The sequence below is a fragment of the Pseudomonas sp. NFACC16-2 genome (assembly GCF_900119205.1).
GTDB lineage: Bacteria > Pseudomonadota > Gammaproteobacteria > Pseudomonadales > Pseudomonadaceae > Aquipseudomonas > Aquipseudomonas fluorescens_Q.
The window spans coordinates 16259-40502 of sequence record NZ_FPIX01000034.1 but is presented as its reverse complement, the minus strand read 5'-3'; the positions used below and the strand labels follow the sequence as shown (position 1 = coordinate 40502).

Below are 24244 nucleotides of genomic sequence, written 5' to 3'. Positions count from 1 at the left end.
CTGCGTGGGAATGCCGCCAGGGACGCTCCGCGTTCCGCTTCCGGAAGGTGACGCAGAGCATCACGGGATGCACACCAGAGCGTGGGGACGATCAGCTTCAAGCCAATCCATGGGTTGTCTGGGCTGACGCCTTCGCGAGCAAACTCGCTCCCACAGGGGACTGGCGGTTCGATCGTTCCCACGCTCCTGCGTGGGAATGCCGCCAGGGACGCTCCGCGTTCCGCTTCCGGAAGGTGACGCAGAGCATCACGGGATACATCCCCCCGCAGAGCATGGGGACGATCAGCTTCAAGCCAATCCATGGGTTGTCTGGGATGACGCTTTCGCGAGCAGCTTGCTCCCACAGGAGTTGGGCCTTACCGCTCAGGCACTACAGGGCGCCGAATTCGATCCGCACCGTCAGCGCACCGGTGTTATCGCTCAAGCCTGCTCCGTATTGCCCGGTCAGGTCATCATTGATGCACAGTTGCAGCTCGCCTTGCTCGCTGGCAGGAACCTGCCCCAGATCCCCCACCAGGAACGGCTTGCCACCATCGCCTACGCGACCGATCAAGGCGCCTTCGGCGGCACCGGGCAAGGCATAGCTGCTGTAGTCGATGTGCCTCGAACCGCCATTTCCATCGACATTGCCACCCTGCGGACTGGCACACCATAGCCCACTGACGTAGCGAACCAAACGCGGAACCAACCCGTTGACCTGCACGCCAGTGCCCTGCCAGGCGATATTGGATTGCACCTGCATCGTCACCGCCTTCAGGTCGTTGGCCACGGTGTCCCCGGCCTGGAACGACAACGCCGCAATTGTCAGGCTCGGGTTCGAGGTGCCGGTACTGGGGAAGACGCCATCGCCTACCAGGAACAGGTTCTTGTGGTCCCAACTGCGCTGGTCCTTGTCCACTACCGACTTGGTCGGGTCATCACCCATGCGGTAGGTGCCCATCAGGTGCCCGGCGCCCTGGAAGGTGTAATCCTCTTCTTTGTACCTGAATGTCCCTTGACCAATGGGTGCCGTCAGCTCCACGGCGCCGAGCAGGTCCTTGATGATGTGGCTCGCCAATACCTTCGCCTGCCTGAAACCTTCCTTGGTGTAATCGGACAGGTCGTAGTGGATTTCCGGCCGAAGAATGCCAAGCCCATCCGTGAGCTTGTCCGTCGAAGGCACGATGTAGCTCTTGGACTGGTCGGGATCCTTCTCCACCTGCTCCACCAAAAAGCCGATCCGAAACTGGCGGATGAACAGGTCGTTGAGCCGTTGAATCAGGGCCGTGCCATAAAGCGCTTCAGTGGGCGGCGGCGGGTTCTCTTTCGATGGCAACGGGTTGGTGCAGCTTTTGTTCTTGCCATCGATAAAATCGGCCACGGTGACGTAAGGGTCGCCCACCGGCCAGTTCCAGCCCTCATTGCCGATTTCGATACGCCACGCCGCTCGCTGGCTGCGAAAGTCGCCGTCACGCAGGCTCTCGATGCCCGCCGTGGACACCGGTCCCCGGTAGGGGAACACCGTCTTGCCTTCCGGCATCAGCCCCCACGCCAGGTAAATCGGATGGTCGGACAGGCTGCGTCCGACCTGGCCGCTGCTATTGGCCACGCCATCGGGCCAGGCCGGGGTCTTGGAGTTGAGCAGCAATTTAGGGGTTTCGATGGCATGGGCCGCGATCACGTAACGCTGCCCGATGGCCACGCCGGTGCCCGTCTTCGGTCCCTCGCCAAGCTGGTATTGAATGAATTCGACGCCATTGATGTTCTTGTCCGGGCCCACGGTCACCTTGCTGGCCACGGTCCGGTACATGACTCGGACCTTACCGGTGGCCAGGGCCTTGTTCAGGGTCACGGTGGCGTCGTACTTGGCCTGGATCGGGCAGATCGGCGTGCAGTTGGTATTGCCGGCACACACCCGGCGCCCGGCATAGGGCTGGGAGTTGCGCCCGGCCGGGGTCGGGCTGACCACCAGCGGCAAGCCGTCGAAGTTCTTGCCGGTCACGGCTGTGACGAAACTGCCATCGACCAACGACAACGGAATGCTGTGCATCGGGAATGAATAGCCCTCGGGGAACGTCATGCCCAGGTAGGCCTGGTCGGCGACATTGGCCGACACCCCGATTTCCGCCTCGGCCCGGCAATAGGCGCTTTGCAGGTCGTCGTAGCCGATTGGCCAATCCACTCCGACGCCGTACTTGCTCTTCAGGCGGAAATCGTTCGGCACCATGCGCAGGCAGGTCCCGACCCAATGCCAGGTCGTGCCGCCGCCCACCCGTTCATAAGTGCTGTTGAAGGGCAGTGGGCCTTTCTGCACCAGATAGCTGACTTGCGGCTTGTCCCAGCCAAGGATCAGGTCGGCGATGGTCGCTCGAGGCGCATTTTCCTTGCTCGGGTCACGCGGCGTGTCCAGGGTCGACACTGGCGGATAGGGCGACTCCGGGGTCTTCAGGGTGGCGGTGTAGAAACGCTCCAGATACTGGGCACGGTTGGCCGGGATCTCCGGACCCGATTCGAGCACCAGCACATCCACGCCCGCCATGCCCAACTGATAAGCGATGATGCTGCCGGCCAACCCCGCGCCAACGATGATCACCTCGGCTTGTTCGGTACTCATGACGAGGCTCCTTGTGTGTGGGCAGGCACGCCGGTGTAGTCCTCAAGGCTCGGTGGCGTGGTGTTCCAATAGCCGAAAAACATCTCGCTGTAGCCCATGGGGTGGGCCTGGGCGATTTTCCAGGCCCAGCTCTGGATGTAGGCCTGGTCGGACACCACCGTCGAGTCGGTCGATTGGTAGCTGCCAGTGGCATAGGGCTGATACCAGACCCCCAGCAACCACAGTTTCATGATCGAACGCGCAGCTTGGGCCGCTTGCGTGACAGCCGGTCGCGATCCATCCATCAGCACCGCTTTGGCGATCTGGTCGGGAGGCACATTGTCCGCTGCCAGCGTGGCGTATTGAGTCAGCAACGCATTGAGCACCTCAGGGGTGATACGCGGGGTGATGAACGTGAGAAAGATCGGTGGCAAACCCACCTGGTCGATCGCCGGTGCCAGCCGATCCGTGGGAATGCCGGTCAGGGCCGATGACAGGCCTACAAAGTTGTCCAGATCACTGCTCATGGTTGACTCCTTGTCCGCCAGTGGACTGTGCGCGTTCGAGCAAATAGGTGAAATCCGCGAAGCTGGTACGCGGCGACTCGGTGACATGGGTGGCTGCATTGCCGTGGCAAGCCATGCAACTGGAAGACGCCTGGGGCACGGTGCCCTGGATGTAGGTCTCCAGCGTGGCGTTGGCCAGGAACAAGGGCGCAGGGCTGCCCAGCGGGTTGGCGGCCGATATCTGGCAGTTCGGTGACGGGGCCGACGGCCACTGGGTGCTGATCAGTTGATAGTTCGCCCAGACGCTCTTCGGGTTCACCGTACGCAATAGGTCTTGATACGTAGCGTTCAGTTTTTTGGTGGCCTCGGTGAGCGGCACGTCGCGCACGATCTGCGAGGGCGTCGCCTTCACGGCCGGGTTCCATGGCCGTGGCGGCGGTTGGTTGATGTCGCTTTGGCTGGCTGCGTTGTAGAACAGATAAGGCCCCGTGCGCTGGGCCACAGGCGTGGTTTTTTCCGGCACGTTTTTCACATGCTCAAAGGTTGACCAGACCCATTGCGCCGCGCTGGTGGTCTTATGGACCATGTGCAATCCCACCAACCCGACCGGCTCGGACACGCACGACTCTCCGACAATCGGCCCATGGCTCGGGTCGTTGTTGCCCGGGGTGTAGACCAGCGCATCGACGGTGTGAAAGTCCTGCCGGTTGTCGTTGGGGCCCAGCACTTTCCACGACGCCTTTACCATCACCGCGCCGACCTGTTTGCTCTCGGTGGAACCACAACTGAACGCCACGGTGTTGTTCGGATTGGCGGCGAAGAATTTCTGCTGGCCTTCGATGCTGTACAGGCCGTTGTCGACGATGCCGTTGAACATCGATTGGTTGACCACGATTTCGTTGCGCGTGTAGGTGCCGTTCTGGTCAACCAGCGGGCCGCTCTCGAAGGGCTGGATAAACTCATCCAGCACATCGGGTACCTTGCCCATCTGCTGCAACAGGCGACCGGGCTTGAGCGACTTGCACGCTTCAGGGAGGGTCGCCGGGGCATTCCAGGGCAGCGGCGCCTGGCCCTTGGCGCGGAAAATCTGGTAGCTCTCTTTCCAGCTCTCCCACACGGTGGCACCATCCTGCTTGCCGATGGGCGTGCCGGTATTCGGATCACCGTTGTTCAGCGCCGGCCAGTTCAGGGCAATGAAGGTCTGCCACGACAGCTCATCGAAATCGGCTTGCAGGCTGACCAGTGAAACGGGGTGGGTCACCGTGACATCGAAGGGTATCTGGGGGGACAACGAAGGGGCGGCGCTGGCGGCCGGAGCCAGCAAGACGCCTAACAATGCACAGCCAAGCGGGCCATGCCGACTGACTTCCACTCTCATGTTTTCTCTCCTTGGCATCAGGGCACCAGGAGAGATAACACCGGTCCGTCATGGACTCTCACTTGCCTCCTGGCCTGTCAGAGTCTAGGTAGGGTTTGGGCGGGGAAAAGGCGTTGGCGTAGAACCAATCGAAGCAAGGTTGGGTGGAGTTATTCAGATTCTGACCGGGGGCAGTGAGGACGCCATCGCGAGCAAGCTCGATCCCTTGGATTGGCTTGAAGCTGATCAAAAGCGGAACGCGGAGCGTCCCTGGCGGCATTCCCACGCAGGAGCGTGGGAACGATCGAACCGCCAATCCCCTGTGGAAGCGGGCTTGCTCGCGAAGGCGTCAGCCCAACTGGCTTGAAGCTGATCGTCCCCACGCTCTGCGTGGGGATGCATCCCGTGACGCTCTGCGTCACCTTCCAGAAGCGGAACGCGGAGCGTCCCTGGCGGCGTTCCCACGCAGCGTGGGAACGATCGAACCACCAGTCCCTTGCTCGCGATGCTTTTAGAGGTTGGCGACTTTCTGCCAGACCTTCGGCTTGAAGAACAGCGTCTCGCCCTTCGCCAGGCCCACCAGGCTGTCGTGATCCTTCACCACTTCCGCTTCGATCAGCTCACTCTGGCCTTCCACCTTCAGGGTCACCCGAGTGGTGGCGCCGAGCGGACGGATGTCGCGCACTTCGGCGGCGTGGTGGTCTTCCAGCTCCGAGCGCGACAGCGAGACTTCGTGAGGGCGGAACAGCACATGCCGGTCCTCACCCAAGTGCAGGCGGTTCGAGTCGCCGAGGAAGTGATACACAAAGTCGCTGGCCGGGTTTTCGTAGACATCCCCCGGCGAGCCGATCTGCTCGATCACGCCCTTGTTCATCACCACGATCCGGTCGGCGACTTCCATGGCTTCTTCCTGGTCGTGGGTCACGAACACCGAGGTCAGGTTGATGTCCTCGTGCAGCCGCGCCAGCCATCGGCGCAGTTCCTTGCGAACCTTGGCGTCGAGTGCACCGAAGGGTTCGTCCAGCAGCAACACCTTGGGCTCAACCGCCAATGCGCGGGCCAGGGCGATACGCTGGCGCTGGCCGCCGGACAGCTGTTCGGGGTAGCGATCGGCGAGCCAATCCAGCTGCACCATGTTCAGCAGTTCATGGACCTTGGTCGCGATCTGGCTTTCGTTCGGGCGTTGCTGCTTGGGCTTCATGCGCAAGCCGAAGGCGACGTTGTCGAACACCGTCATGTGGCGAAACAAAGCGTAGTGCTGGAACACGAAACCGACGTTGCGGTCACGCACGTCGTGGCCGGACACATCCTCGCCGTGGAACACGATGCTGCCTTGGTCCGGGGTTTCGAGGCCGGCGATGATCCGCAGCAGCGTGGTCTTGCCGCAGCCCGACGGGCCCAGCAGCGCCACTAGCTCGCCGCTCTGGATATCCAGGCTGATCTCGTCCAGGGCCCTGAACGCGTTGAAATTCTTACTGACGTTACGGACTTCGATCGACATGACTTATTCCTCCGCGGCGCTGGCGCGCAGGCGGTTGATTCGGTTTTCGCTCCATTGCTTGAGCAGCAGGATGAAGAGCGCCAGGATCAGCAACAGGCTCGCCACAGCGAACGCGGCCACGTGGTTGTATTCGTTGTAGAGAATCTCGACGTGCAGCGGCAGCGTGTTGGTCACCCCGCGAATGTGCCCGGACACCACCGACACCGCGCCGAACTCGCCCATGGCGCGGGCGGTACACAGCACCACGCCGTAGATCAGGCCCCACTTGATGTTCGGCACGGTGACGTGCCAGAACATCTGCCAACCGTTGGCGCCGAGCAGGCGCGCGGCCTCTTCTTCCTGGGTGCCCTGCTCCTGCATCAGCGGAATCAGCTCACGGGCCACGAACGGCACGGTGACGAAAATCGTCGCCAGCACGATGCCCGGCAGCGCGAACACAATCTGGATGTCGTGATCCGACAGCCACGGCCCAAACAAGCCCTGGGCGCCAAACATCAGCACATACACCAGGCCGGCGATCACCGGCGACACCGAAAACGGCAGGTCGATCAGCGTCACCAGCATGCTCTTGCCACGGAATGAATACTTGCTCACGCACCACGCGGCACTGACACCGAACACCAGGTTCAGCGGCACCGAAATCAGCACGGCGATCACCGTGAGCTTCAGCGCCGACAATGCGTCGGGTTCGAAGATTGCGGTGAAGAACGCCCCCAACCCGAGCTTCAGGCCCTGGGACACCACGATGAACAGCGGCAACAGCAAAAACAGCGCAAAAATCAGCCAGCCAAGGCCGATCAGGATTCGCCGCGACGTCGCACTACCACGACGGGCGGCGTTGGTGGAGGCTGCGGCAATAGACGATTGGGACATGTTCGCGCCTCCTTATGGGGTTTCGATGCGCCGCTGCAGCAGGTTGATCAGCAGCAACAGGACGAAGGAAACCACCAGCATAAGCACGCCGATGGAGGTGGCGCCGGTGTAGTCGTATTGGTCGAGCTTGACCATGATCAACAGCGGCAGGATCTCGGTTTTCATCGGCATGTTACCGGCGATGAAAATCACCGAACCGTACTCGCCCACGCCACGGGCAAAGGCCAGGGCGAAACCGGTCAACCAGGCCGGCAACAACGCCGGCACGAGGATGTGGCGGAACACCTGCCATGGCTTGGCGCCGAGGCAGGCGGCGGCTTCTTCGACTTCACGGGGAATATCGGCCAGCACCGGCTGCACCGTGCGCACCACGAAAGGGAGCGTCACGAAGGTCAGCGCCAGGGTGATGCCCAGCGGGGTGTAGGCGATTTTGAACCCCAGGTCAGTGGCGAACTGGCCGACCAGGCCGGTCGGCGCATACAACGCCGTCAAGGCAATACCGGCCACGGCGGTGGGCAAGGCGAACGGCAGGTCGATCATCGCGTCGATGATCTTGCGACCGGGGAAGGTGTAGCGCACCAGCACCCAGGCCAGCAGCGTGCCGATCACGCCGTTGATGATCGCGGCGTACAGCGCGGTGCCGAAACTGAGTTTCAAGGCCGCCAGCACCCGCGGTGCCGAGATGATCGCCCAGAACTGTTCCCAGGTGAGTTGGGCGGCATGCACGAACATCGCCGCCAGGGGGATGAGCACAATCAGACTGAGGTACACCAGGGTGTAGCCCAGCGTCAGCCCGAAGCCGGGTATGACGGGGGATATGCGACGCGACATAGAAGTCCTTGGTTGAACACACGAAACTGTGGCGAGGGGATTTATCCCCGTTGGGCTGCGCAGCAGCCCCAAGCCGTTATCGACAGTCAGATTTTAGGGCCGCTGCGCGCCCCAGCGGGGATAAATCCCCTCGCCACAGGTTATGTGTGCGGCTTTATCTTTGGTAACTGACTGACATTAGGTTCGTTTAAGCGTGTTTCAGCTTACTGCGCCTGATAGATCTGGTCGAACACGCCGCCATCATTGAAGAATTTCGGTTGCGCAGTTTTCCAACCGCCGAAGTCCTTGTCGATGGTCACCAGGTCCAGTTTCGGAAACTGGCGCGAGTACTTGGCGGCCACGTCCTTGTCACGTGGACGATAGAAGTTCTTCGCGGCGATTTCCTGGCCGGCCGGGCTGTACAAGTGCTTGAGGTAGGCTTCGGCGATTTCAGCGTTGCCTTTCTTCTCGGCGTTCTTGTCCACCACCGCCACCGGCGGTTCGGCGAGGATCGACAGCGACGGCACGACGATGTCGAACTTGTCGGCGCCGCCATCTTCCTTCAGCGCCAGGAAGGCTTCGTTTTCCCAGGCCAGCAACACGTCGCCCTGACCGTTGTTGACGAAGGTAATGGTCGAGCCACGGGCGCCGGTATCGAGGATCGGCACATGCTTGAACAGCGCTTGCACGTATTCCTTGGCCTTGGCTTCGTCACCGCCATTGGCCTTCAGGCCGTAGGCCCAGGCCGCGAGGAAGTTCCAGCGAGCACCGCCGGAGGTCTTCGGGTTCGGGGTGATGACCGATACGTCATTCTTGATCAGGTCGCCCCAATCCTTGATGCCCTTGGGGTTGCCCTTGCGCACCAGGAACACGATGGTGGACGTGTAGGGCGTGCTGGCTTCCGGCAGGCGTGTTTGCCAGTCCGCCGGCAGGGACTTGCCCAACTTGGCGATTTCATCGATATCGCCGGCCAGGGCCAGGGTCACCACGTCGGCCCGCAGACCGTCGATCACCGCCCGGCCCTGCTTGCCCGAACCACCGTGGGATTGCTGGATCTTCACGCTGTCGTCCGGGTGCGCTTTCTTCCAGAAACTGGCGAATTCGGCGTTGTAATCCTGGTAAAGCTCACGCGTCGGGTCGTAGGACACGTTGAGCAGCTCGTAATCCTTGGCGACGGCGGAACCTGCAAAAACAGCACTGGCCAGGGCGGCCAGGGCATAACGACGAATGGACGACATGGTGAAAGCTCCTGGAATTCTGGTTTTCTTATGGCTTCTGGAAATTCGTTTGGCTTGTAGAAAAGATCGCAGTCTTCGCCAGCTCCTACACTCAGCCCCCCGTAGGCACTGCCGAAGGCTGCGATCTTTTGTCTTTCTTCAAGACGGCTTATGACTCGGTTGCTGCAAGCGGAATTTTTCCTTGCGTTCGATCTGGACCACCTGCGCGTTATGCACGGTGATTTCCACTGCCCCAAAGCGTAGATCGCGCAACGCGCTCTGGATCTCGCGCAAGATGGTTGCTTCGTCCTGGCCGTCAACGCTACGTAGAGATGCGCTCATGCTGCTGCTCCTTTGAATGAATGCCTGGCAGTGGGCGGCACTGCTTGCGGCGTGGGAGCAATACTAGATAAGCGCAGATATTCTTAAAAAGACTATTTAAGAATTTTTATATAACCAAAATTACAGAAAGTAGCCGGCGTCCTACGGCAGGGGAGCTTGGGAGCCTTTCCCTGCTAATGCCTCGGATATTTCCTTCAAAACGCCGAGCTGTTCATGAACTAGGCAGCGCTCTATGCCGCGGCTAACCTCTGTTCGTCATCGCAAAAAACGGTGACACGGACGTGCAAGTCCGGACTGGTACGCAATTGGTTATGGCTATTGACCGAGCATTTTTTTATGCTCGCGTCCGTTATGGCAATTGTGCGTGGGAGGCCTTCGGGTCTGCCGGCGGTACCGGACCGGTCTTGCACACCTACGTACAGTTGCCACCTCTTCGAATGCAAGCGAAAGGATGTCGACCTCAACTCTGGTACATAGAATATGGTCAAACCTTCACCGAATCTTCCGCAAAGCGGCCACAAATCCCGCGTCCAAGCGCAGGAAGAAAAAAAGCTCGAAGACGCCGCCACCCGCGCCCTCGACTACTACCTCAACCCCAAGCCCGCCTCACCGCCCGAGCCCGACAAAAACCAACTCTTCATCGTGTCCCCCCACATCGACACCGAAACCCTGCTCGCCAACGCCTCCGAAGACCTGCTGTCCATCAGCACCATCGCCGCCGACCTGGCCGACGACGTGGATGACTCACGCCGCTGCGTTTTGATCGTTCCCACGCTCCTGCGTGGGAATGCAGCCAGGGACGCTCCGCGTTCCGCTTCTGAATGTGACGCAGAGCGTCACGGGATGCATTCCCACCCGGAGCGTGGGAACGATCAAAACCGTGGGAGCGAGCCTGCTCGCGATAGCGGAGTGTCAGTCAACATCAATACCACTGACGATCAAGCAATGACCGGCGCGCAGTGCCAATCCAACAGCGCCGCCGCCACGGGCCGGCCAAACCAGTAGCCCTGACCCAGCTCACACGCCTGTCCCAGCAAAAATGCCGCCTGCTCACGCTGCTCGATGCCCTCGGCGTGCACCTGCATGCCCATACTGTGGGCCAGGGCGATGATCACCCGGACGATCGCCGCGTCATCCTCATCCCACGGTAACCCCGCGACAAAACCCTGATCGATCTTCAGCTTCTGCACCGGCAAACGCTTAAGCCGCAACAACGACGAATAGCCCGTGCCGAAATCGTCGATAGCCAGGCGCACGCCCAGCTCCCGCAGGCGATGCATCTGCTCCAGCGCCACCTCCGGGTCATCCATCACCGCGCTTTCCGTCACTTCCAGCTCCAGGCAACCCGGATCCAGGCCCGTGTCGTGCAACACCTGGGCGACCTGGTCATATAACTCGCGACGCGCAAACAACCGACTCGATACGTTAACGGCGACGAACGACAGCGCCACGCCGGCCTGCTGCCACTGGCACATTTGCCGGCAGGCCTGGTCCATGACCCAGGCATCGACCTGGGCAATCAGGCCGGTACGTTCAGCGATGGGAATGAACTCGGCCGGCGACACCAATCCACGCGTGGGATGCTCCCATCGCACCAGCGCCTCGACACCGATCAGACGACTGGTCGCCAAATCGTGGACCGGCTGGTAGTGAACGCGCAACTCCTGTTGCTGCAGCGCGCGCCGCAATTCGAAGGCAATCTCGACCCGCTGCTGGGCGTGGGCGGTGAGTTCTTCGGTGTACAAGGCGTAGCCGTCGCGTCCGGCGCTCTTGGCCTTGAACAACGCCGAATCGGCATTGCGCAGCAGCTGCCCGGCGCTCAGGGCATCGCCGGGAAACAGGCTGATGCCGATGCTGGCATTGATGAACAATGCATGGTCATCGAACCGCAGGGGCTCTTTCAAGGCGTCCAGGATGCGCCGGGCCAGCGCCGCTGCCTGGCCTGGCTGCGGGCAGTTTTCCACCAGCACCGCAAATTCGTCGCCCCCCAGCCGGGCCAGAGTCACGCCCGGTGCAAAAAGCCCGCGGAACCGCTCGGCCACACCTTTGAGCAACTCATCGCCCACGTTGTGACCCAGGCTGTCATTGATGTTCTTGAAGTGATCCAGGTCCAGCAGCAACAGGGCACAGCCACGCTTGTGCAACTGCGCCGACGCCAGGGCCTGCTCGGTACGATCGGAAAACAGCAGGCGGTTGGGCAAGCCGGTTAGCGGGTCGTGATGGGCCAGGTAGGCCAGTTCGTGCTCGGAATCCTTGATGGCACTGATGTCAGAAAACACCGCGACATAATGGCTGATCTCGCCGCTGTCGTCGCGAATGACGCGGATCGTCTGCCATTGCGGGTAGATCTCACCGCTTTTACGCCGATTCCAGATCTCGCCGCTCCACTCCCCCTGGCTGTCCAGGGAGGTAAACATGTCGCGATAGAAATCCGTCCCATGACGACCGGACTTGAACAGACTGGGGCGCTGGCCCAACACTTCATCCCGCACATAACCGGTGATCGCCATGAAGGCCCGGTTCACGTGCACAATCAGGCCGTTGCGGTCGGTCACCAACACCCCTTCGCGGGTGCAATCGAAGACGGCGGCAGCCTGGCGCAGACGCTCGCGATCGGCGCCGTGCTCACCCTTGGCGAAAAATCGCGAGATCCGCGCCCGCGCCAAGAAGATCAACCCGGCGCTGAGCAGGACCCAGGCATAGCCGTTGATCAGCAGCCAGCGTTGCCTGTCAGCGAATTGATCGAAGAAACTGCTCAATAAATAACCAATCAGCTGCAGCCAGACGACTGACAACACGAGGTAAAGCAGCGCTACGCGCATGGCACTGCGTTGATAGGCAGGCATTCGGCCATCCATGTCCCTACAGAGAGGTGGGGATTATAGAGGAAGAAACATCCAGCCACTCTTATCTGAAAGGCCGACTGGTTTTATCTGTAGGGCCGGTGATAATGCAACGGCTGTTTCTATCTTTATCGAGGGCCCTACAGCCTATGTGGTACGAAGGTTTTCTTGGCTTGTCGGCCTGGTCACTGGTGGCAGTCACCCTGCTGATGACCCACGTCACGATCATTGCCGTCACGGTCTACCTGCACCGTTATTCGGCGCACCGCTCCCTGGAGCTCAATGCCGGCCTCAAACATTTCTTCCGCTTCTGGCTGTGGCTGACCACGGCACAGAACACCCGCGAGTGGACCGCCATCCACCGTAAGCACCACGCCAAATGCGAAACCGAGGACGACCCTCACAGTCCGGTCATCAAGGGCTTGTCCACCGTGCTGCGCAAAGGCGCCGAGCTGTATCGCGCCGAGGCGGAAAACCCGGAAACCCTGCGCATCTACGGCAAGAACTGCCCCGACGACTGGATCGAGCGTAACCTCTACAGCCGCTTCCCGCTGCTGGGCGTGGCGATCATGGGCATCATCGACCTGCTGTTGTTCGGTACCATCGGCATCACCATCTGGGCCATCCAGATGATGTGGATCCCCGTCTGGGCCGCCGGCGTGGTCAATGGCCTGGGCCATGCCGTGGGCTACCGCAACTTCGAATGCCGCGACGCGGCGACCAACCTGGTACCCTGGGGCATCCTGATCGGCGGCGAAGAACTGCACAACAACCACCACACCTACCCCAACTCGGCCAAGCTGTCGGTCCGCAAATGGGAGTTCGACCTGGGCTGGGCCTGGATACGGGTGTTCAGTATCCTGCGCCTGGCCAAGGTCCAGCGGGTTGCGCCGATCGCCCACCGGGTCGAAGGCAAGGGCCACCTGGACATGGACACGGCCATGGCGATTCTCAACAACCGTTTCCAGATCATGGCGCAGTACCGCCGGCTGGTCATCGCGCCGCTGGTCAAGCAGGAACTGGAAAAGGTCGATCACTCGGTGCGTCACCAGTTCCACAGGGCCAAACGCCTGCTGTCGCGGGAAACCAGCCTGCTGGACGAGCGTCACCACGTGCGCATCCAGAACATGCTCGAACACAGCCAGGCGCTGAAGGTGATCTACGAGAAACGCCTGGCCTTGCAGCAGATCTGGGTCAAGACCAGCAGCAACGGCCACGACATGCTCGCCGCCATCAAGGAATGGGTCCACGAGGCCGAGGCTAGCGGCATCCAGTCCCTGCGCGAGTTTGCCGACCAACTCAAGACTTACTCGCTACGGCCTGCCACGGCCTGACAAGATCACTGTGGTGAAGGGCTCCTGTGGCGAGGGGATTTATCCCCGCTGGGCTGCGTAGCAGCCCCAAAAAGCAGTCAACTCAAATTTATCTGACACACCGAGCCATCAGGATCCAGGGGCTGCTTCGCAGCCCAGCGGGGATAAATCCCCTCGCCACAGGTTCAGTACTTATGACGTGATTAGCTGAGTTCCCCCAGCCCTTCGTCGCCTGAAAAGGAACTTCGCCCCAAATCTCCTATCTCAAAGAGCACTTCGCCATCCAGGCGGGTTTTGGAGAAAGCGCGTGCGAACCAATAGCAGTGCATGCTCTTTGAGATTTGTGCCGATGGTCGACAAGAACCTACAGGATTACTCCCTACCTCATTGGCCCGAGGCAGCCCAGACGCTCATGGCGCTGATGCATGCCCAAGGCGAAGTGGCGCGCCTGAGCGAGCGTGAGCAGCTGTTCAGCTCGTTGCTGGTCAGCGTCAATGCCGTGCTGTGGGCGTTCAACTGGGAAACCCGGCAGGTGCTGTATGTCAGCCCCGCCTACGAGCGGATCTTCGGCCGCCCCGCCGGCCTGGTCCTGGCTGACTTCAACGAATGGCGCGACGCCATTTACCCCGACGACCTGGAGTACGCCGAGCGCAGCCTGGCCGAGGTTTTGGTCAAAGGCGCCGTCGAAGACCGTGAATACCGCATCATTGCCGGCAACGGCCAAATCCGCTGGCTGAGCGACAAATGCTTCATCAATCGCAAGGCCGAGCCAGGGCAACCGGTGATTGTGGTGGGCATTGCCGAAGACATCACCGAAAAGAAGCTGCTGGAAAGCGAACTGCAGCGCCTGGCGACCACCGACGTGCTGACCCAAAGCAGCAATCGTCGGCATTTCTTCGAATGCGCCCACCGTGAGTTCGAGCAGGCACGGCTACAAGGTATGCCCATGGCGTTCCTGTTGCTGGACATCGATGACTTCAAGGTGATCAACGACACCTACGGCCATCAGGAAGGCGATACCGTGTTGCAGAGAATCGCCGAAAGCGGGCGGTCCGTGCTCCGGCGCGGTGACCTGTTCGGGCGGATCGGCGGCGAAGAGTTCGCCGCGGTGTTCCCCGGCTGCCCCCCGGACATGGCGCTGCAAGTGGCCGAGCGGTTGCAACGGGAAATCCAGCGCCTGATGTTCCGCTGCGGTGAACAGAGTTTCGGCATTACCGTCAGCCAGGGCCTGACCGGCATTACCCCCGAAGACCAGTCCCTCGACAGCCTGTTCGCCCGCGCCGACGCAGCCATGTACGAAGCCAAGCGCAAGGGGAAGAACCGCATCATCGCGGCTTGACGCCAATCGCAGTGCTGTTGAGCCCAGTCATGCCGCTCCCACAGCTCTGGTTTCGAGGCGGATGCGAAATTGCGAGCCACCGACAATCCCCTGTGGCGAGGGAGCTTGCTCCCGCTCGGCTGCGCAGCAGTCGCAAAACCGAACAACGCGTTCTGCCTGTAAACATGCTGAGGGCCTGCTGCGCTGGCCAGCGGGAGCAAGCTCCCTCGCCACAGGTTCTGGCCTGTCTGGACTGCCACCATTGCGAGCAAGCTCGCTCCCACAAGAATGAGTCGGCGGTCCTACTTGCGGCGCAACCGCATCAACTCCGGCAAGCCGATCTTCAGCAGCCGCGCCGTGCGGCCACGGGCCAGTTCTTCAAGGCCCTCATGCGCGGGCAGATGCGCCATCTGCGCTGCCATGTTCATCACCAAGGCTTCACGGGAATACACCCCGCCCCCCAAGTTATAGACCGCCGCGATCAACTCCCGCAGCTCCAACGGCAGACGCCAGCGGGCACGTAACGCCGAGCCGAAACTGGCGCCGAACATGTCCAGCGAGTCGCCGACTTCCTCCGGCTCGTCCAGCTCGCCACCGGCCTGTTTCCACTCTTCCAGGCAGCGCAGCAACGCCAGGTCGCCCAGGCGATGCAACAAGCCGGCGCAATAGCAGCGCTCCTGCTCCAGGTCCAGCAAGCGCGCCATCGTCCGGGCGTATTCGGCCGTGTGCAGCGACAGCTCCCAGTAACGCTCGGCATAGTCCGCCAGGCATGGGACGCTGAGCCGGGCGCAGCGTTTGAGGGTCAGGGCGAGGATCAGGTTCATGCTTGGTCCGGAACCAAGCTGGTGCAGCGCCTGGGCCACCGTCTGCACCGGACCACCGCCCTGATGCTGGGCAGCACTGTTGGCCGCCGCGATCAGCACGGCGGTGATTTGCGGGTCGGTGCGGATTTCTTCTTCGAGCAGTTTCAGGTCCAGGCCGCCGGGGTTGAGGCTGCGCTTGACCGCCACTTGCACATCGGTCATCAAGGGCGCGCCCTCGGACAGGTCACGCCGACGTTCCAGGAAGGCGAGCAAGGTCAACGCCGGCCCCGGAACCGGCGCATCGTTGGAAGTTTCTTCACCGCCGTTCACTAACAACCCCTGCAAACGCTGGGTCAGGTTTTCCCGGTTCAAGGGTTTGGTCAGATACGCGGTCGGCGCCAGCGGCAAGACCTCGCGCACGCTGGCGCTGTCATTGCGCCGACTCATCAGGATGAACGGCAACGGCGGCGTGCGATGCTGCTGGCGAAGGCCACGCAGAATCGCCAGGCCATCAACCCCCGGCAACTCCCAATCGGCGATCACCAGGTCGTAGGAATGCTTCGCCAGCAAATCCAAAGCCTCTTTACCGTCGCCACAAGTGTCCACCCTGGCATCGCAGCGCACACTCGACAACACCTGCTCAAGCAGCTCACGGGACGCCGGATCGGCCTCGGCGATCAACACACGGGGTACAGCGGGTAAATCCACAGCAGTCATGCAGCATGCTCCCTTGCCATACTTGCACCTTAGACGTTGGTGGCCGTTCCAGACAGCTCAAAATCCACCGGACAGCTTCGCCAATATGAAAAAACCCGCCAGAAGGCGGGTTTTTGTGAATCAGCGCACAACCGTCACTCAGAGTTCGGAGAAGCACTCTTCGAGGATTGCCAAGCCTTTTTCCAGTTGCTCGTCCGGCGCGGTCAGCGGCACCAGCACCCGCAGAACGTTACCGTACGTGCCGCAGGACAGCAGGATCAGCCCCTTGTCACGCGCCTTGGCCACGACTTGGGCTACCGCTGCCGCGTTCGGCTTGTGGGAGTCGCCGTTTTCGAACAGCTCCACGGCGATCATCGCGCCCAGGGCTCGCACGTCACCAATGACCGGGTACTTCTTCTGGATCGCCTTGAGGCCGGCCACCAGACGCTCGCCCACAGCCTTGCAGCGATCCAGCAGGTGTTCTTCTTCGAACACTTCCATCACCGCCAGCGCCGCCGCACAGGCGATCGGGCTACCGGCGTAGGTGCCGCCCAGGCCACCCGGCGCGATGGCATCCATGTACTCGGCCTTGCCGCACACACCGGCCAACGGGAAGCCGCCAGCGATGGATTTGGCGAAGGTGGTCAGGTCGGCGGCAACACCCATCTGCTCCATGGCGAAGAAGGTGCCGGTACGGCCGGCACCGGTCTGCACTTCGTCAGCGATCAGCAGGATGCCGTGCTGGTCGCACAAAGCGCGCAGGCGCTTCATGAATTCCTTGGGGGCTACATAGAAACCACCTTCGCCCTGTACCGGCTCGATGATGATTGCCGCGATGTCACGCGGTTCGGCGTCGTTCTTGAAGATGCGCTCGATGCTGGCGATGGAATCGTCGATGCTCACACCGTGCAGTTCATTCGGGTACAGCGCGCGGAAGATGCCGCCGGGCATCAGGCCCATGCCGGCCGAGTACGGCACGACTTTACCGGTCAGGCCCAGGGTCATCATGGTGCGACCGTGGTAAGCGCCGGTGAAGGCGATCACACCGGCACGGCCTGTGGCGGCGCGGGCGATTTTCACGGCGTTTTCCACCGCTTCCGAACCGGTGGTCACCAGCAGGGTTTTCTTGGCGAAATCGCCCGGCACCTTGGCGTTGATTTTTTCACACAGTTCCACGTACGGCTCGTAGGCCAGGACCTGGAAGCAGGTGTGGGTCAGCTTGTTCAGCTGTTCGGTCACCGCGGCGATGATTTTCGGGTGCACGTGACCGGTGTTCAGCACGGCGATGCCGCCGGCGAAGTCGATGAACTCACGACCTTCAACGTCGGTCACCGTGGCGTTCTTCGCCGATTCGGCAAAGATCGGGTGAATCTGCCCAACACCGCGTGGAACAGCGGCGGTACGGCGGGCCATCAGGTCTGCGTTGGTCTTGCTCATTAAAATGTCCTCATTCGCCGCTCATCGGTCGGCGTGGCTCAAGGAATACATGGCAGGGAGGCAACTGCGACAGCATGCGATGATCGACTGCCGCAGCGTTCCGGCCACAAGAAACAGAACGGGTGAAACGCGCAAAGGGACAGCGCTCTCGTGCCCTTTGCGCTTGAAGCGGATCAGATACCCAGGCAGAGGTATTTGATTTCCAGGTAATCCTCGATGCCGTACTTGGATCCTTCACGGCCCAGGCCCGAAGCCTTGATGCCGCCGAATGGCGCGACTTCGTTGGAAATCAACCCGGTGTTGACGCCGACCATGCCGTATTCCAGCGCTTCGGCCACACGGAACACACGGCCCAGGTCGCGGGCATAGAAGTACGAGGCCAGGCCGAACTCGGTGTCGTTGGACATCGCGATCACTTCGGCTTCGTCTTTGAAGCGGAACAGCGGTGCCAGCGGGCCGAAGGTTTCTTCTTTCGCCACGGCGGCATTGTTCGGTACGTTGGTCAGGATGGTCGGCTCAAAGAAGTTGCCTTCCATCGCCTTGCCGCCCGACAGCACGGTCGCGCCTTTGCTGACGGCATCAGCGATATGTTCCTGTACCTTGGCGACCGCTTTCTCGTCGATCAAGGGACCTGTGGTGGTGCCATCGTCCAAGCCGTTGCCGATCTTGAGCTTGGCGACCGCTGCCTTGAGTTTTTCGGCGAAGGCGTCGTACACCGAATCCTGGATGTACAGACGGTTGGCGCAGACGCAGGTCTGGCCGTTGTTGCGGTATTTGGAAATGATCGCGCCTTCGACGGCCTTATCCAGGTCCGCGTCGTCGAACACGATGAACGGCGCGTTGCCGCCCAGTTCCAGGGAGACTTTCTTGATGTCCTTGGCACATTCGGCCATCAATTGGCGACCGATCTCGGTCGAGCCGGTGAAGGACAGCTTACGCACGATCGGGTTGCTGGTCAGCTCGCCACCGATGTCGCCGGCGCTGCCGGTCACCACGCTCAACACGCCTTGCGGGATGCCGGCACGGTGCGCCAGTTCCACCAGGGCCAGGGCCGAGAACGGGGTTTGCGAAGCCGGCTTGATGACCATGGTGCAACCGGCAGCCAGGGCCGGGCCAGCCTTGCGGGTGATCATCGCGGCCGGGAAGTTCCACGGGGTAATGGCCGCGGTCACACCAATCGGCTGCTTGATCACGATCAGGCGCTTGTCGGGTTGGTGGCCGGGAATTACGTCACCGTAGATGCGCTTGGCTTCTTCGGCGAACCATTCGATGAACGAGGCGGCGTAGACGATTTCGCCCTTGGCTTCGGCCAGTGGCTTGCCTTGTTCCAGGGTCATCAGGCGACCGAGGTCGTCCTGGTTTTCGATGAGCAATTCGTACCAGCGGCGCAGCTTGTTGGCGCGCTCCTTGGCGGTCAGTGCACGCCAGGCCGGCAGTGCCTTGTCGGCGGCTTCAATCGCCCGGCGGGTTTCGGCGGCGCCCATCTTCGGCACGGTGCCCAGCACTTCGCCCGTTGCCGGGTTGGTGACCTTGATCGTCTGACCATTGTCCGCATCGACCCAAGCGCCATCGATAAAGGCTTGCTGGCGGAACAACTGGGTGTCTTTAAGCTGCATGTCGGCTTTCCTTAACAGCACCGCGCGCACGCGGAGCGAATTAGATTTGTAGAAAGGCGCCTCGGGGGCTGCCGTCAGGGAAATCATTCACCGGGCTGAAGCACAGAAATAACGCACATAAGCACAGACGTGCGGTTCAGCACCCAGACAAGAGCGTTTGAAATCTCAAACGAATCCTAGGGCCGATAGGGGTGAAGGACAATAGGCTGTTCGAAAAAAAGAACGAAAAAACCGTATTTGCCTGTTTTTTCTGATCAGCGTAGCCAACACCCGGCGAGCTGCCCAAAAACACAGGCGATTCAGCAGCATGGACGCCCGCCATGCATATGAGTATCATGGCGCCCGCGTCGCACCAGTAGCTCAGCTGGATAGAGTACTGCCCTCCGAAGGCAGGGGTCGTGGGTTCGAATCCCGCCTGGTGCACCATTTTCAAAATCAAAAGCCCCAGGTCGCAAGACCTGGGGCTTTTTTGTGGGCGCTGGTTTTGTCAGCGCTCAGGAGCTATCAGTGGTCCAGCTTGACCTCCAGTTGCTCCGGAGCCGGCTCAATATTCCCCAAGGATTTCGTAACCAACCCACATTTCTGGGCCTTAGAATAAAGACCTGCATCATGAGTCCAGATCTCATCGGCATTGGTTGCCAAAGCAATGGAAATGATCTGACGATCAAACCGTAACTTGGCTTTGGTAGCAGCAGGATCAAGCACCTTCAACTCGTTATCATCGACCATACGGGCACATTCGACCGCCGCAATCTGGTCAAACGATACGATCTCAAAACACGAAAGGCCGTTTATGACATCCAGATGGCTCTGGTGAAAGTTTCGATCGACACCAACCAAATACTCAGCCAACGCAGGTGTTGGGATCAGTACCGTTCCACCTCTGGCATCGACCAGTTCGATTAGGGCTTCAGCCCTAGCCTCCGCCCGATCAACATTATGACCAGTGGCAGGATCAACCAGAACGATACCGTCCTTTGCATTTCCCAAGGCTTGAACGAGGACATTGGTATCGAGAACTATGCGCACCTCATCCCCTTAAGTTCTGGATCGTTCCATGAGGGTCATCCATCTCGCTCCACGTGATGCCACCGAGTTCTTTTAGCTGGGTCACCGCACTGCGCAACGAGGTTTTTTCAAGTTTTTCATAGGATTGAATGAACATTTTGCGCAGCCGCCAACCGCCATGCGGCCGACTTTCCCATTCTCCCTTGCCATGAACGCGAACGTACTTGAACAGAAGCTTGCCCAACTGTTCAGCCAGTGCTGTATCGGCTTCACAAAGAAGAGTTTCGCCACCCGCGCCCTCAAGCCGGACAGGAACCGTCTCATCCTTCCCACCAACGACATACAGGCGCCCCTGTACGCTGCCTTGTTTGATGATGACCATGGGAGGAGGAGCGGTCTTTGCTTTGGGAAACTGGAGAATGTTCGCATCATCCGCTGCCTGAAGGACGCCATCTACTCGATCTTGCTCCATCAGCGCGGATAGCTGCACGTAGGCTTTTCTCGCGCGCTTAGGACCAATCCCCTGAGCGGCCTCCCGCACCCTGTTCAAGACGCGTGGGTACGTCTCGTCTTCCACCCACGTATTCAGGCAGACACAACCTTCGGTGACAGAGTCAAAATGAACATGATCTTGGGAGCCGAAAAGCTCAGCGAGCTCACACAGATAATCCGTCAAGCGAGCCATGGAGAGCTTGCTTGGGTCGGTTCCGTCGAGTTCGAGCATCAGCTTTTTCATGCTGGCGAGTATAGTTCCGCTCAAGTGTTCCTGCTATGGCTGCATTTGTAACCCGATACCGAGCATCAACCGCCTGAAAAGTGCCCCTTCACTTTTTGGATCGGAAGCGTTAATGCCCAGGGCTTTTGTAAGCGCTGATCGCTCAACGCTTGCGCAACGCCTCCAACCGCGCCGGCAGGTCTTCCTCGGGAAAGCGCTTGTGCAGCGCCAGCAGTTTCTCATCAGCAGCCTTGCTCTCACCCGCCTCGCGCAAGCGCAGGATTTCCATCAGGCCTTGCTCCAGCGATGGCAGTGCAGCCGGCGTCGATTTGCTCATTTTCGCCGCAGGCTTTTCCGCCAACGATTGCATCGGACTTGCCGGGGCTCGGGCCAGTTCGCCCTGGGGTGCCATGCGGGTGATCGGTGCGGGAGCGGGCATGGCTGGCGGCGGTGCAGCGGCAACGGCGGGCGCTTGCCGATCGGCGGAAAACTCCATCGAGGCGGGTGAGGACAGTTCGTCGTGGGGCACGGGCGAGCGCAGCACCAGGCCGATCATCAGCGCCACGCCGGCGATCGTGGCGAATGCCATTTGCCAGCGCGGCCGTTGACAGGCTTGCAACCAACGTTGCCACAAGCTCGGTGCAGGCGTCGGGGCTTCGCGGTGGGCGGTGGCCAGGATGAAAGCGTCCAGGGAAGCTGGCGGCTCGCCGCTGGTGTGTTGGCGGAAATGCTCGATCAGCACTTCGTCGTTGGGATCCGGGGTGTGTTTGGAGTCGATCATGCGGGTACCTCCTCGGCCAGCAGCCGATGCAACTTCTGCTGGGCGTAACGCAAGCGGCTTTTGACCGTTTCCAGTGGGGCGCCGGTCAAGGCAGCAATCTGTGGCAATTCCAGGTCGCCGTGCAGGCGCAGCAGGAAGACTTCTCGCTGATCCTCGGGCAAGGCCTGCAACGCCGCATCGAGACGCGCCTGGTCGCGACTCAGGCTCAGCTGCTGCTCAGGGCCGCTGGTGTCGTCGGGCTGGACGTGAAGCTGCTCGTCGTAGCTGTCGTGCAACGGATTGTGGACACCCTGCTTGCGCCAGTGGTCGATCAAGCGGTTGCGGGCAATCTGGAACAGCCAGGTGCGAAAACTCGCCCGGCCTTGTGGCTGGGTGGTGCTGCGAATCAGGCTGAGCCAAGTGTCCTGGAAGACTTCCTCGGCCAGTTCGGCCTTGTTGCTCAAGGACATGAGGAACCGGTAAAGCCCCTGCCGATGGCGGGTGTACAGGACTTCGAAAGAAGCCCCGTCGCCGTTGCGGTAGCGGGCCAGCAGCGATTCGTCGCTGGGAGAATCAAGCGCAGCGGACATGTGGGTGACGAACTCCTTTCCGGTCATAGCGACACAATCCTGGCAGACAATAAGGGTCCCCTGTGGGAGCGAGCTTGCTCGCGATGGCGTCGGATCAGTCAATGATGAGCAGATTGGTCCACCGCTATCGCGAGCAAGCTCGCTCCCACATGTGATCCTTGCTGTGCTCGGGATCAGCGCTTGGCCGCAGGCTCGAGGCTCTGGGCAAGCTCCACCAACTGCACAAACTCGGCACGCAGCCCAAACGGATCATCGCCGCGGGCCGAACGGGCCAATTGCGCAGTGTCCTTCAAGCTCATCGTCCCAGTGTAACGCCCATCCCCCTTGAGCTGCTGGGCGAAGGCCGCCACGGCGGCGGAGAAACGCAGGTCATCGCTAGGCTTGTCGTCGTTCTGCACGCCAGCAATCGGATGCTCGATCAATCGACTGCTACCGCCCTCAGCGGGTTTGTAGCGTACGCGCAACATCGCCAATTCGCCTGATTTCCCCTCCGACTGGGGCGTGCTGGCATAGCGCAGCGGCTCCAACCAGCCCGGCTGGCCCTTCGGGACAATTTCATACAAGGCCGTCACCGTATGCCCGGCACCTATCTCGCCCGCGTCGACCTTGTCGTTATTGAAATCCTCACGCTTGAGCGCACGGTTCTCATAACCGAGCAGGCGATACTCGCTGACCTGGGCAGGGTTGAACTCCACCTGCAACTTCACATCCCGCGCCACCACCGCCAGGGTGGAGCTGAGCTGGTCGACCAAGACTTTACGCGCCTCGAGCAGGTTGTCGATGTAGGCGTAGTTACCGTCACCAGCATCGGCCAATTGCTCCATCAGGTGTTCGTTGTAGTTATCCACACCGAAGCCCAGCGTCGTCAGGGAGACGCCGCTCTTACGCTGGTCCACCGCCATCTGCTTGAGGCTGTCGAAATCACTGATGCCGACGTTGAAGTCGCCATCGGTGGCCAGCAGGATGCGGTTGATGCCTTTGTCGATGAAGCTCTCCCGAGCCATCTGGTAGGCCAGTTCGATACCCGAGGCGCCCGCGGTGGAACCACCGGCGTCGAGTTGATCGATGGCGTTGCGGATTGTCACCTTGTCGCGCCCGGAGGTGGGCTTGAGCACCACCCGGGATTCGCCGGCATAGACCACCAGGGATACCCGGTCCTGATCGCGCAATTGATCCACCAGCAGTTTCAGCGTGCTCTTGACCAACGGCAGGCCTTCGCGACGGTCCATGGAGCCGGAAACGTCCACCAGGAAGACCAGGTTGGCCGGCGCCAGATCCGCCACGGCGCGGTCGCTGGCCTTGATGCCGATGCGCAGCAAGCGGGTGTGGGGGTTCCAGGGCGACGGGGCCAGTTCGGTGGTCACGCCAAAGGGTGAACCGTCGCTGGGCAGGGCATAGTGGTAAGGGAAATAGTTGACCATTTCCTCCAGCCGAACAGCCCCTTCGGGCGGCAGGCTGCCTTGATTGAGGAAACGTCGCACATTGGCATAACTTCCGGTGTCGACATCCACGCTGAAGGTCGAGACCGGCGTTTCGGCGACGCTATGGATGGGGTTGTCCGGCAGTTTTTCGTACTGCTCGCGCGGTTCGGTGCGGTAATCCCCGGCGATGGCATCGTTCGCCATGCCAGGGGCGGGCATTGATGCCGGGGCGACCATGCGCTTGGCCATGGGTTGGCGCACGTAGGCGATCTCACCTTGCGGTACAACGCTGGGTGCCACAGGCACCGGTTCGGATGGCTTGGCAGCCTCCCGGGAAGACAACCCACAACCGGCCAACGCCACCAGCAAAGTCACGGCGAAGCCTTGGGCAGCAGGACGCATAAAGGGAAGTGGACGGAACATGGGCTGAACCTCGTGAATGAATGATTCGTACACAAGCTCAGACGCAAGGCACACGAGGTTCGGGTTAACGATCAGGAATTTTTTTTGGCACGCTGGAAAAACCGGGCTCGGACCAATCGCCAG

General features: G+C 60.9%; 19 protein-coding genes, 1 tRNA gene and 1 pseudogene. 4 read left to right on the top strand and 17 right to left on the bottom strand.

Going from position 1 to position 24244, the window contains the following annotated elements:
• Positions 1-370: 370 nt before the first annotated feature.
• The 8 genes from BT116_RS22830 to oscA form a co-directional block, all read right to left on the bottom strand.
• The gene (locus BT116_RS22830; RefSeq protein ID WP_072347263.1) at positions 371-2593 is read right to left on the bottom strand and encodes a GMC oxidoreductase; all 2223 of its coding nucleotides are present in this window, start codon (positions 2591-2593) and stop codon (positions 371-373) included.
• A complete protein-coding gene (locus tag BT116_RS22825) occupies positions 2590-3099 on the bottom strand; it encodes a sorbitol dehydrogenase (protein WP_072347261.1) in 510 nt (169 codons plus the stop codon). The genes BT116_RS22830 and BT116_RS22825 overlap by 4 nt, the downstream gene beginning before the upstream one ends.
• Positions 3089-4456, bottom strand: coding sequence for a cytochrome C (locus BT116_RS22820; RefSeq protein ID WP_072347259.1), 1368 nt, complete (start codon positions 4454-4456; stop codon positions 3089-3091). Before BT116_RS22820 ends, BT116_RS22825 begins: the two co-directional genes overlap by 11 nt.
• Positions 4457-4946: 490 nt before the next feature.
• The gene (locus BT116_RS22815; protein WP_072347257.1) at positions 4947-5936 is read right to left on the bottom strand and encodes a sulfate/molybdate ABC transporter ATP-binding protein; all 990 of its coding nucleotides are present in this window, start codon (positions 5934-5936) and stop codon (positions 4947-4949) included.
• Positions 5937-5939: 3 nt separating this feature from the next.
• Positions 5940-6809 (bottom strand): sulfate ABC transporter permease subunit CysW, encoded by an 870-nt coding sequence (gene cysW, locus BT116_RS22810; RefSeq protein WP_072347255.1) that lies wholly within the window; start codon positions 6807-6809, stop codon positions 5940-5942.
• A 12-nt stretch (positions 6810-6821) separates the two neighbouring features.
• Entirely contained in the window at positions 6822-7640 is an 819-nt protein-coding gene (cysT, locus tag BT116_RS22805; protein ID WP_013692011.1) for a sulfate ABC transporter permease subunit CysT, read from the bottom strand.
• Positions 7641-7843: 203 nt separating this feature from the next.
• Positions 7844-8857: a sulfate ABC transporter substrate-binding protein gene (locus tag BT116_RS22800; protein WP_063323504.1), complete on the bottom strand. Its 1014-nt coding sequence runs from the start codon at positions 8855-8857 to the stop codon at positions 7844-7846.
• Positions 8858-8995: 138 nt separating this feature from the next.
• Positions 8996-9178 carry a sulfur starvation response protein OscA gene (gene oscA / locus BT116_RS22795; RefSeq protein ID WP_003186967.1) on the bottom strand — a complete coding sequence of 61 codons (183 nt, stop codon included), beginning with the start codon at positions 9176-9178 and terminating at the stop codon, positions 8996-8998.
• Positions 9179-9658: 480 nt separating this feature from the next.
• Here oscA and BT116_RS31920 point away from each other — a divergent pair.
• Positions 9659-9943 (top strand): annotated as a pseudogene (locus BT116_RS31920) (DUF6124 family protein); the annotation flags it as partial.
• A gap of 173 nt (positions 9944-10116) precedes the next feature.
• Here the strand turns inward: BT116_RS31920 and dibA are convergent.
• Positions 10117-12024, bottom strand: a complete 1908-nt coding sequence (gene dibA, locus BT116_RS22785; RefSeq protein ID WP_072347253.1) for a phosphodiesterase DibA — start codon at positions 12022-12024, stop codon at positions 10117-10119.
• A gap of 146 nt (positions 12025-12170) precedes the next feature.
• On the opposite strand from dibA, the gene desA reads away from it, so the two are divergent.
• Entirely contained in the window at positions 12171-13355 is a 1185-nt protein-coding gene (desA, locus tag BT116_RS22780; protein WP_072347251.1) for a delta-9 fatty acid desaturase DesA, read from the top strand.
• A gap of 328 nt (positions 13356-13683) precedes the next feature.
• On the top strand, positions 13684-14673 hold the full coding sequence (locus BT116_RS22775; protein ID WP_057450587.1) for a GGDEF domain-containing protein: 990 nt from the start codon (positions 13684-13686) through the stop codon (positions 14671-14673).
• A gap of 281 nt (positions 14674-14954) precedes the next feature.
• Here the strand turns inward: BT116_RS22775 and BT116_RS22770 are convergent, their stop codons facing one another.
• From BT116_RS22770 to gabD, 3 genes are all read right to left on the bottom strand, one after another.
• The gene (locus tag BT116_RS22770) at positions 14955-16172 is read right to left on the bottom strand and encodes an HDOD domain-containing protein (RefSeq protein WP_072347249.1); all 1218 of its coding nucleotides are present in this window, start codon (positions 16170-16172) and stop codon (positions 14955-14957) included.
• Positions 16173-16310: 138 nt separating this feature from the next.
• The gene (gabT, locus tag BT116_RS22765; protein WP_072347247.1) at positions 16311-17588 is read right to left on the bottom strand and encodes a 4-aminobutyrate--2-oxoglutarate transaminase; all 1278 of its coding nucleotides are present in this window, start codon (positions 17586-17588) and stop codon (positions 16311-16313) included.
• A 173-nt stretch (positions 17589-17761) separates the two neighbouring features.
• Positions 17762-19204 (bottom strand): NADP-dependent succinate-semialdehyde dehydrogenase, encoded by a 1443-nt coding sequence (gene gabD / locus BT116_RS22760; protein WP_072347245.1) that lies wholly within the window; start codon positions 19202-19204, stop codon positions 17762-17764.
• A gap of 349 nt (positions 19205-19553) precedes the next feature.
• Between gabD and BT116_RS22755 the strand changes: the two genes are divergently transcribed.
• Positions 19554-19630, top strand: a tRNA-Arg gene (locus BT116_RS22755).
• A gap of 78 nt (positions 19631-19708) precedes the next feature.
• Here BT116_RS22755 and BT116_RS22750 read toward each other — a convergent pair.
• The 5 genes from BT116_RS22750 to BT116_RS22730 all read right to left on the bottom strand — a co-directional run bounded on the left by BT116_RS22750 (position 19709) and on the right by BT116_RS22730 (position 24121).
• On the bottom strand, positions 19709-20233 hold the full coding sequence (locus BT116_RS22750) for a type II toxin-antitoxin system VapC family toxin (RefSeq protein ID WP_072347243.1): 525 nt from the start codon (positions 20231-20233) through the stop codon (positions 19709-19711).
• A 1-nt stretch (position 20234) separates the two neighbouring features.
• Positions 20235-20936, bottom strand: coding sequence for a hypothetical protein (locus BT116_RS22745; RefSeq protein WP_256574487.1), 702 nt, complete (start codon positions 20934-20936; stop codon positions 20235-20237).
• A 154-nt stretch (positions 20937-21090) separates the two neighbouring features.
• Positions 21091-21708, bottom strand: coding sequence for a hypothetical protein (locus BT116_RS22740; RefSeq protein ID WP_072347239.1), 618 nt, complete (start codon positions 21706-21708; stop codon positions 21091-21093).
• Entirely contained in the window at positions 21705-22277 is a 573-nt protein-coding gene (locus BT116_RS22735) for an RNA polymerase sigma factor (protein ID WP_072347294.1), read from the bottom strand. Before BT116_RS22735 ends, BT116_RS22740 begins: the two co-directional genes overlap by 4 nt.
• Before the next feature lie 173 nt (positions 22278-22450).
• Complete coding sequence (locus BT116_RS22730) at positions 22451-24121, bottom strand: vWA domain-containing protein (RefSeq protein WP_072347237.1); 1671 nt, start codon at positions 24119-24121, stop codon at positions 22451-22453.
• Between the last annotated feature and the right edge of the window lie 123 nt (positions 24122-24244).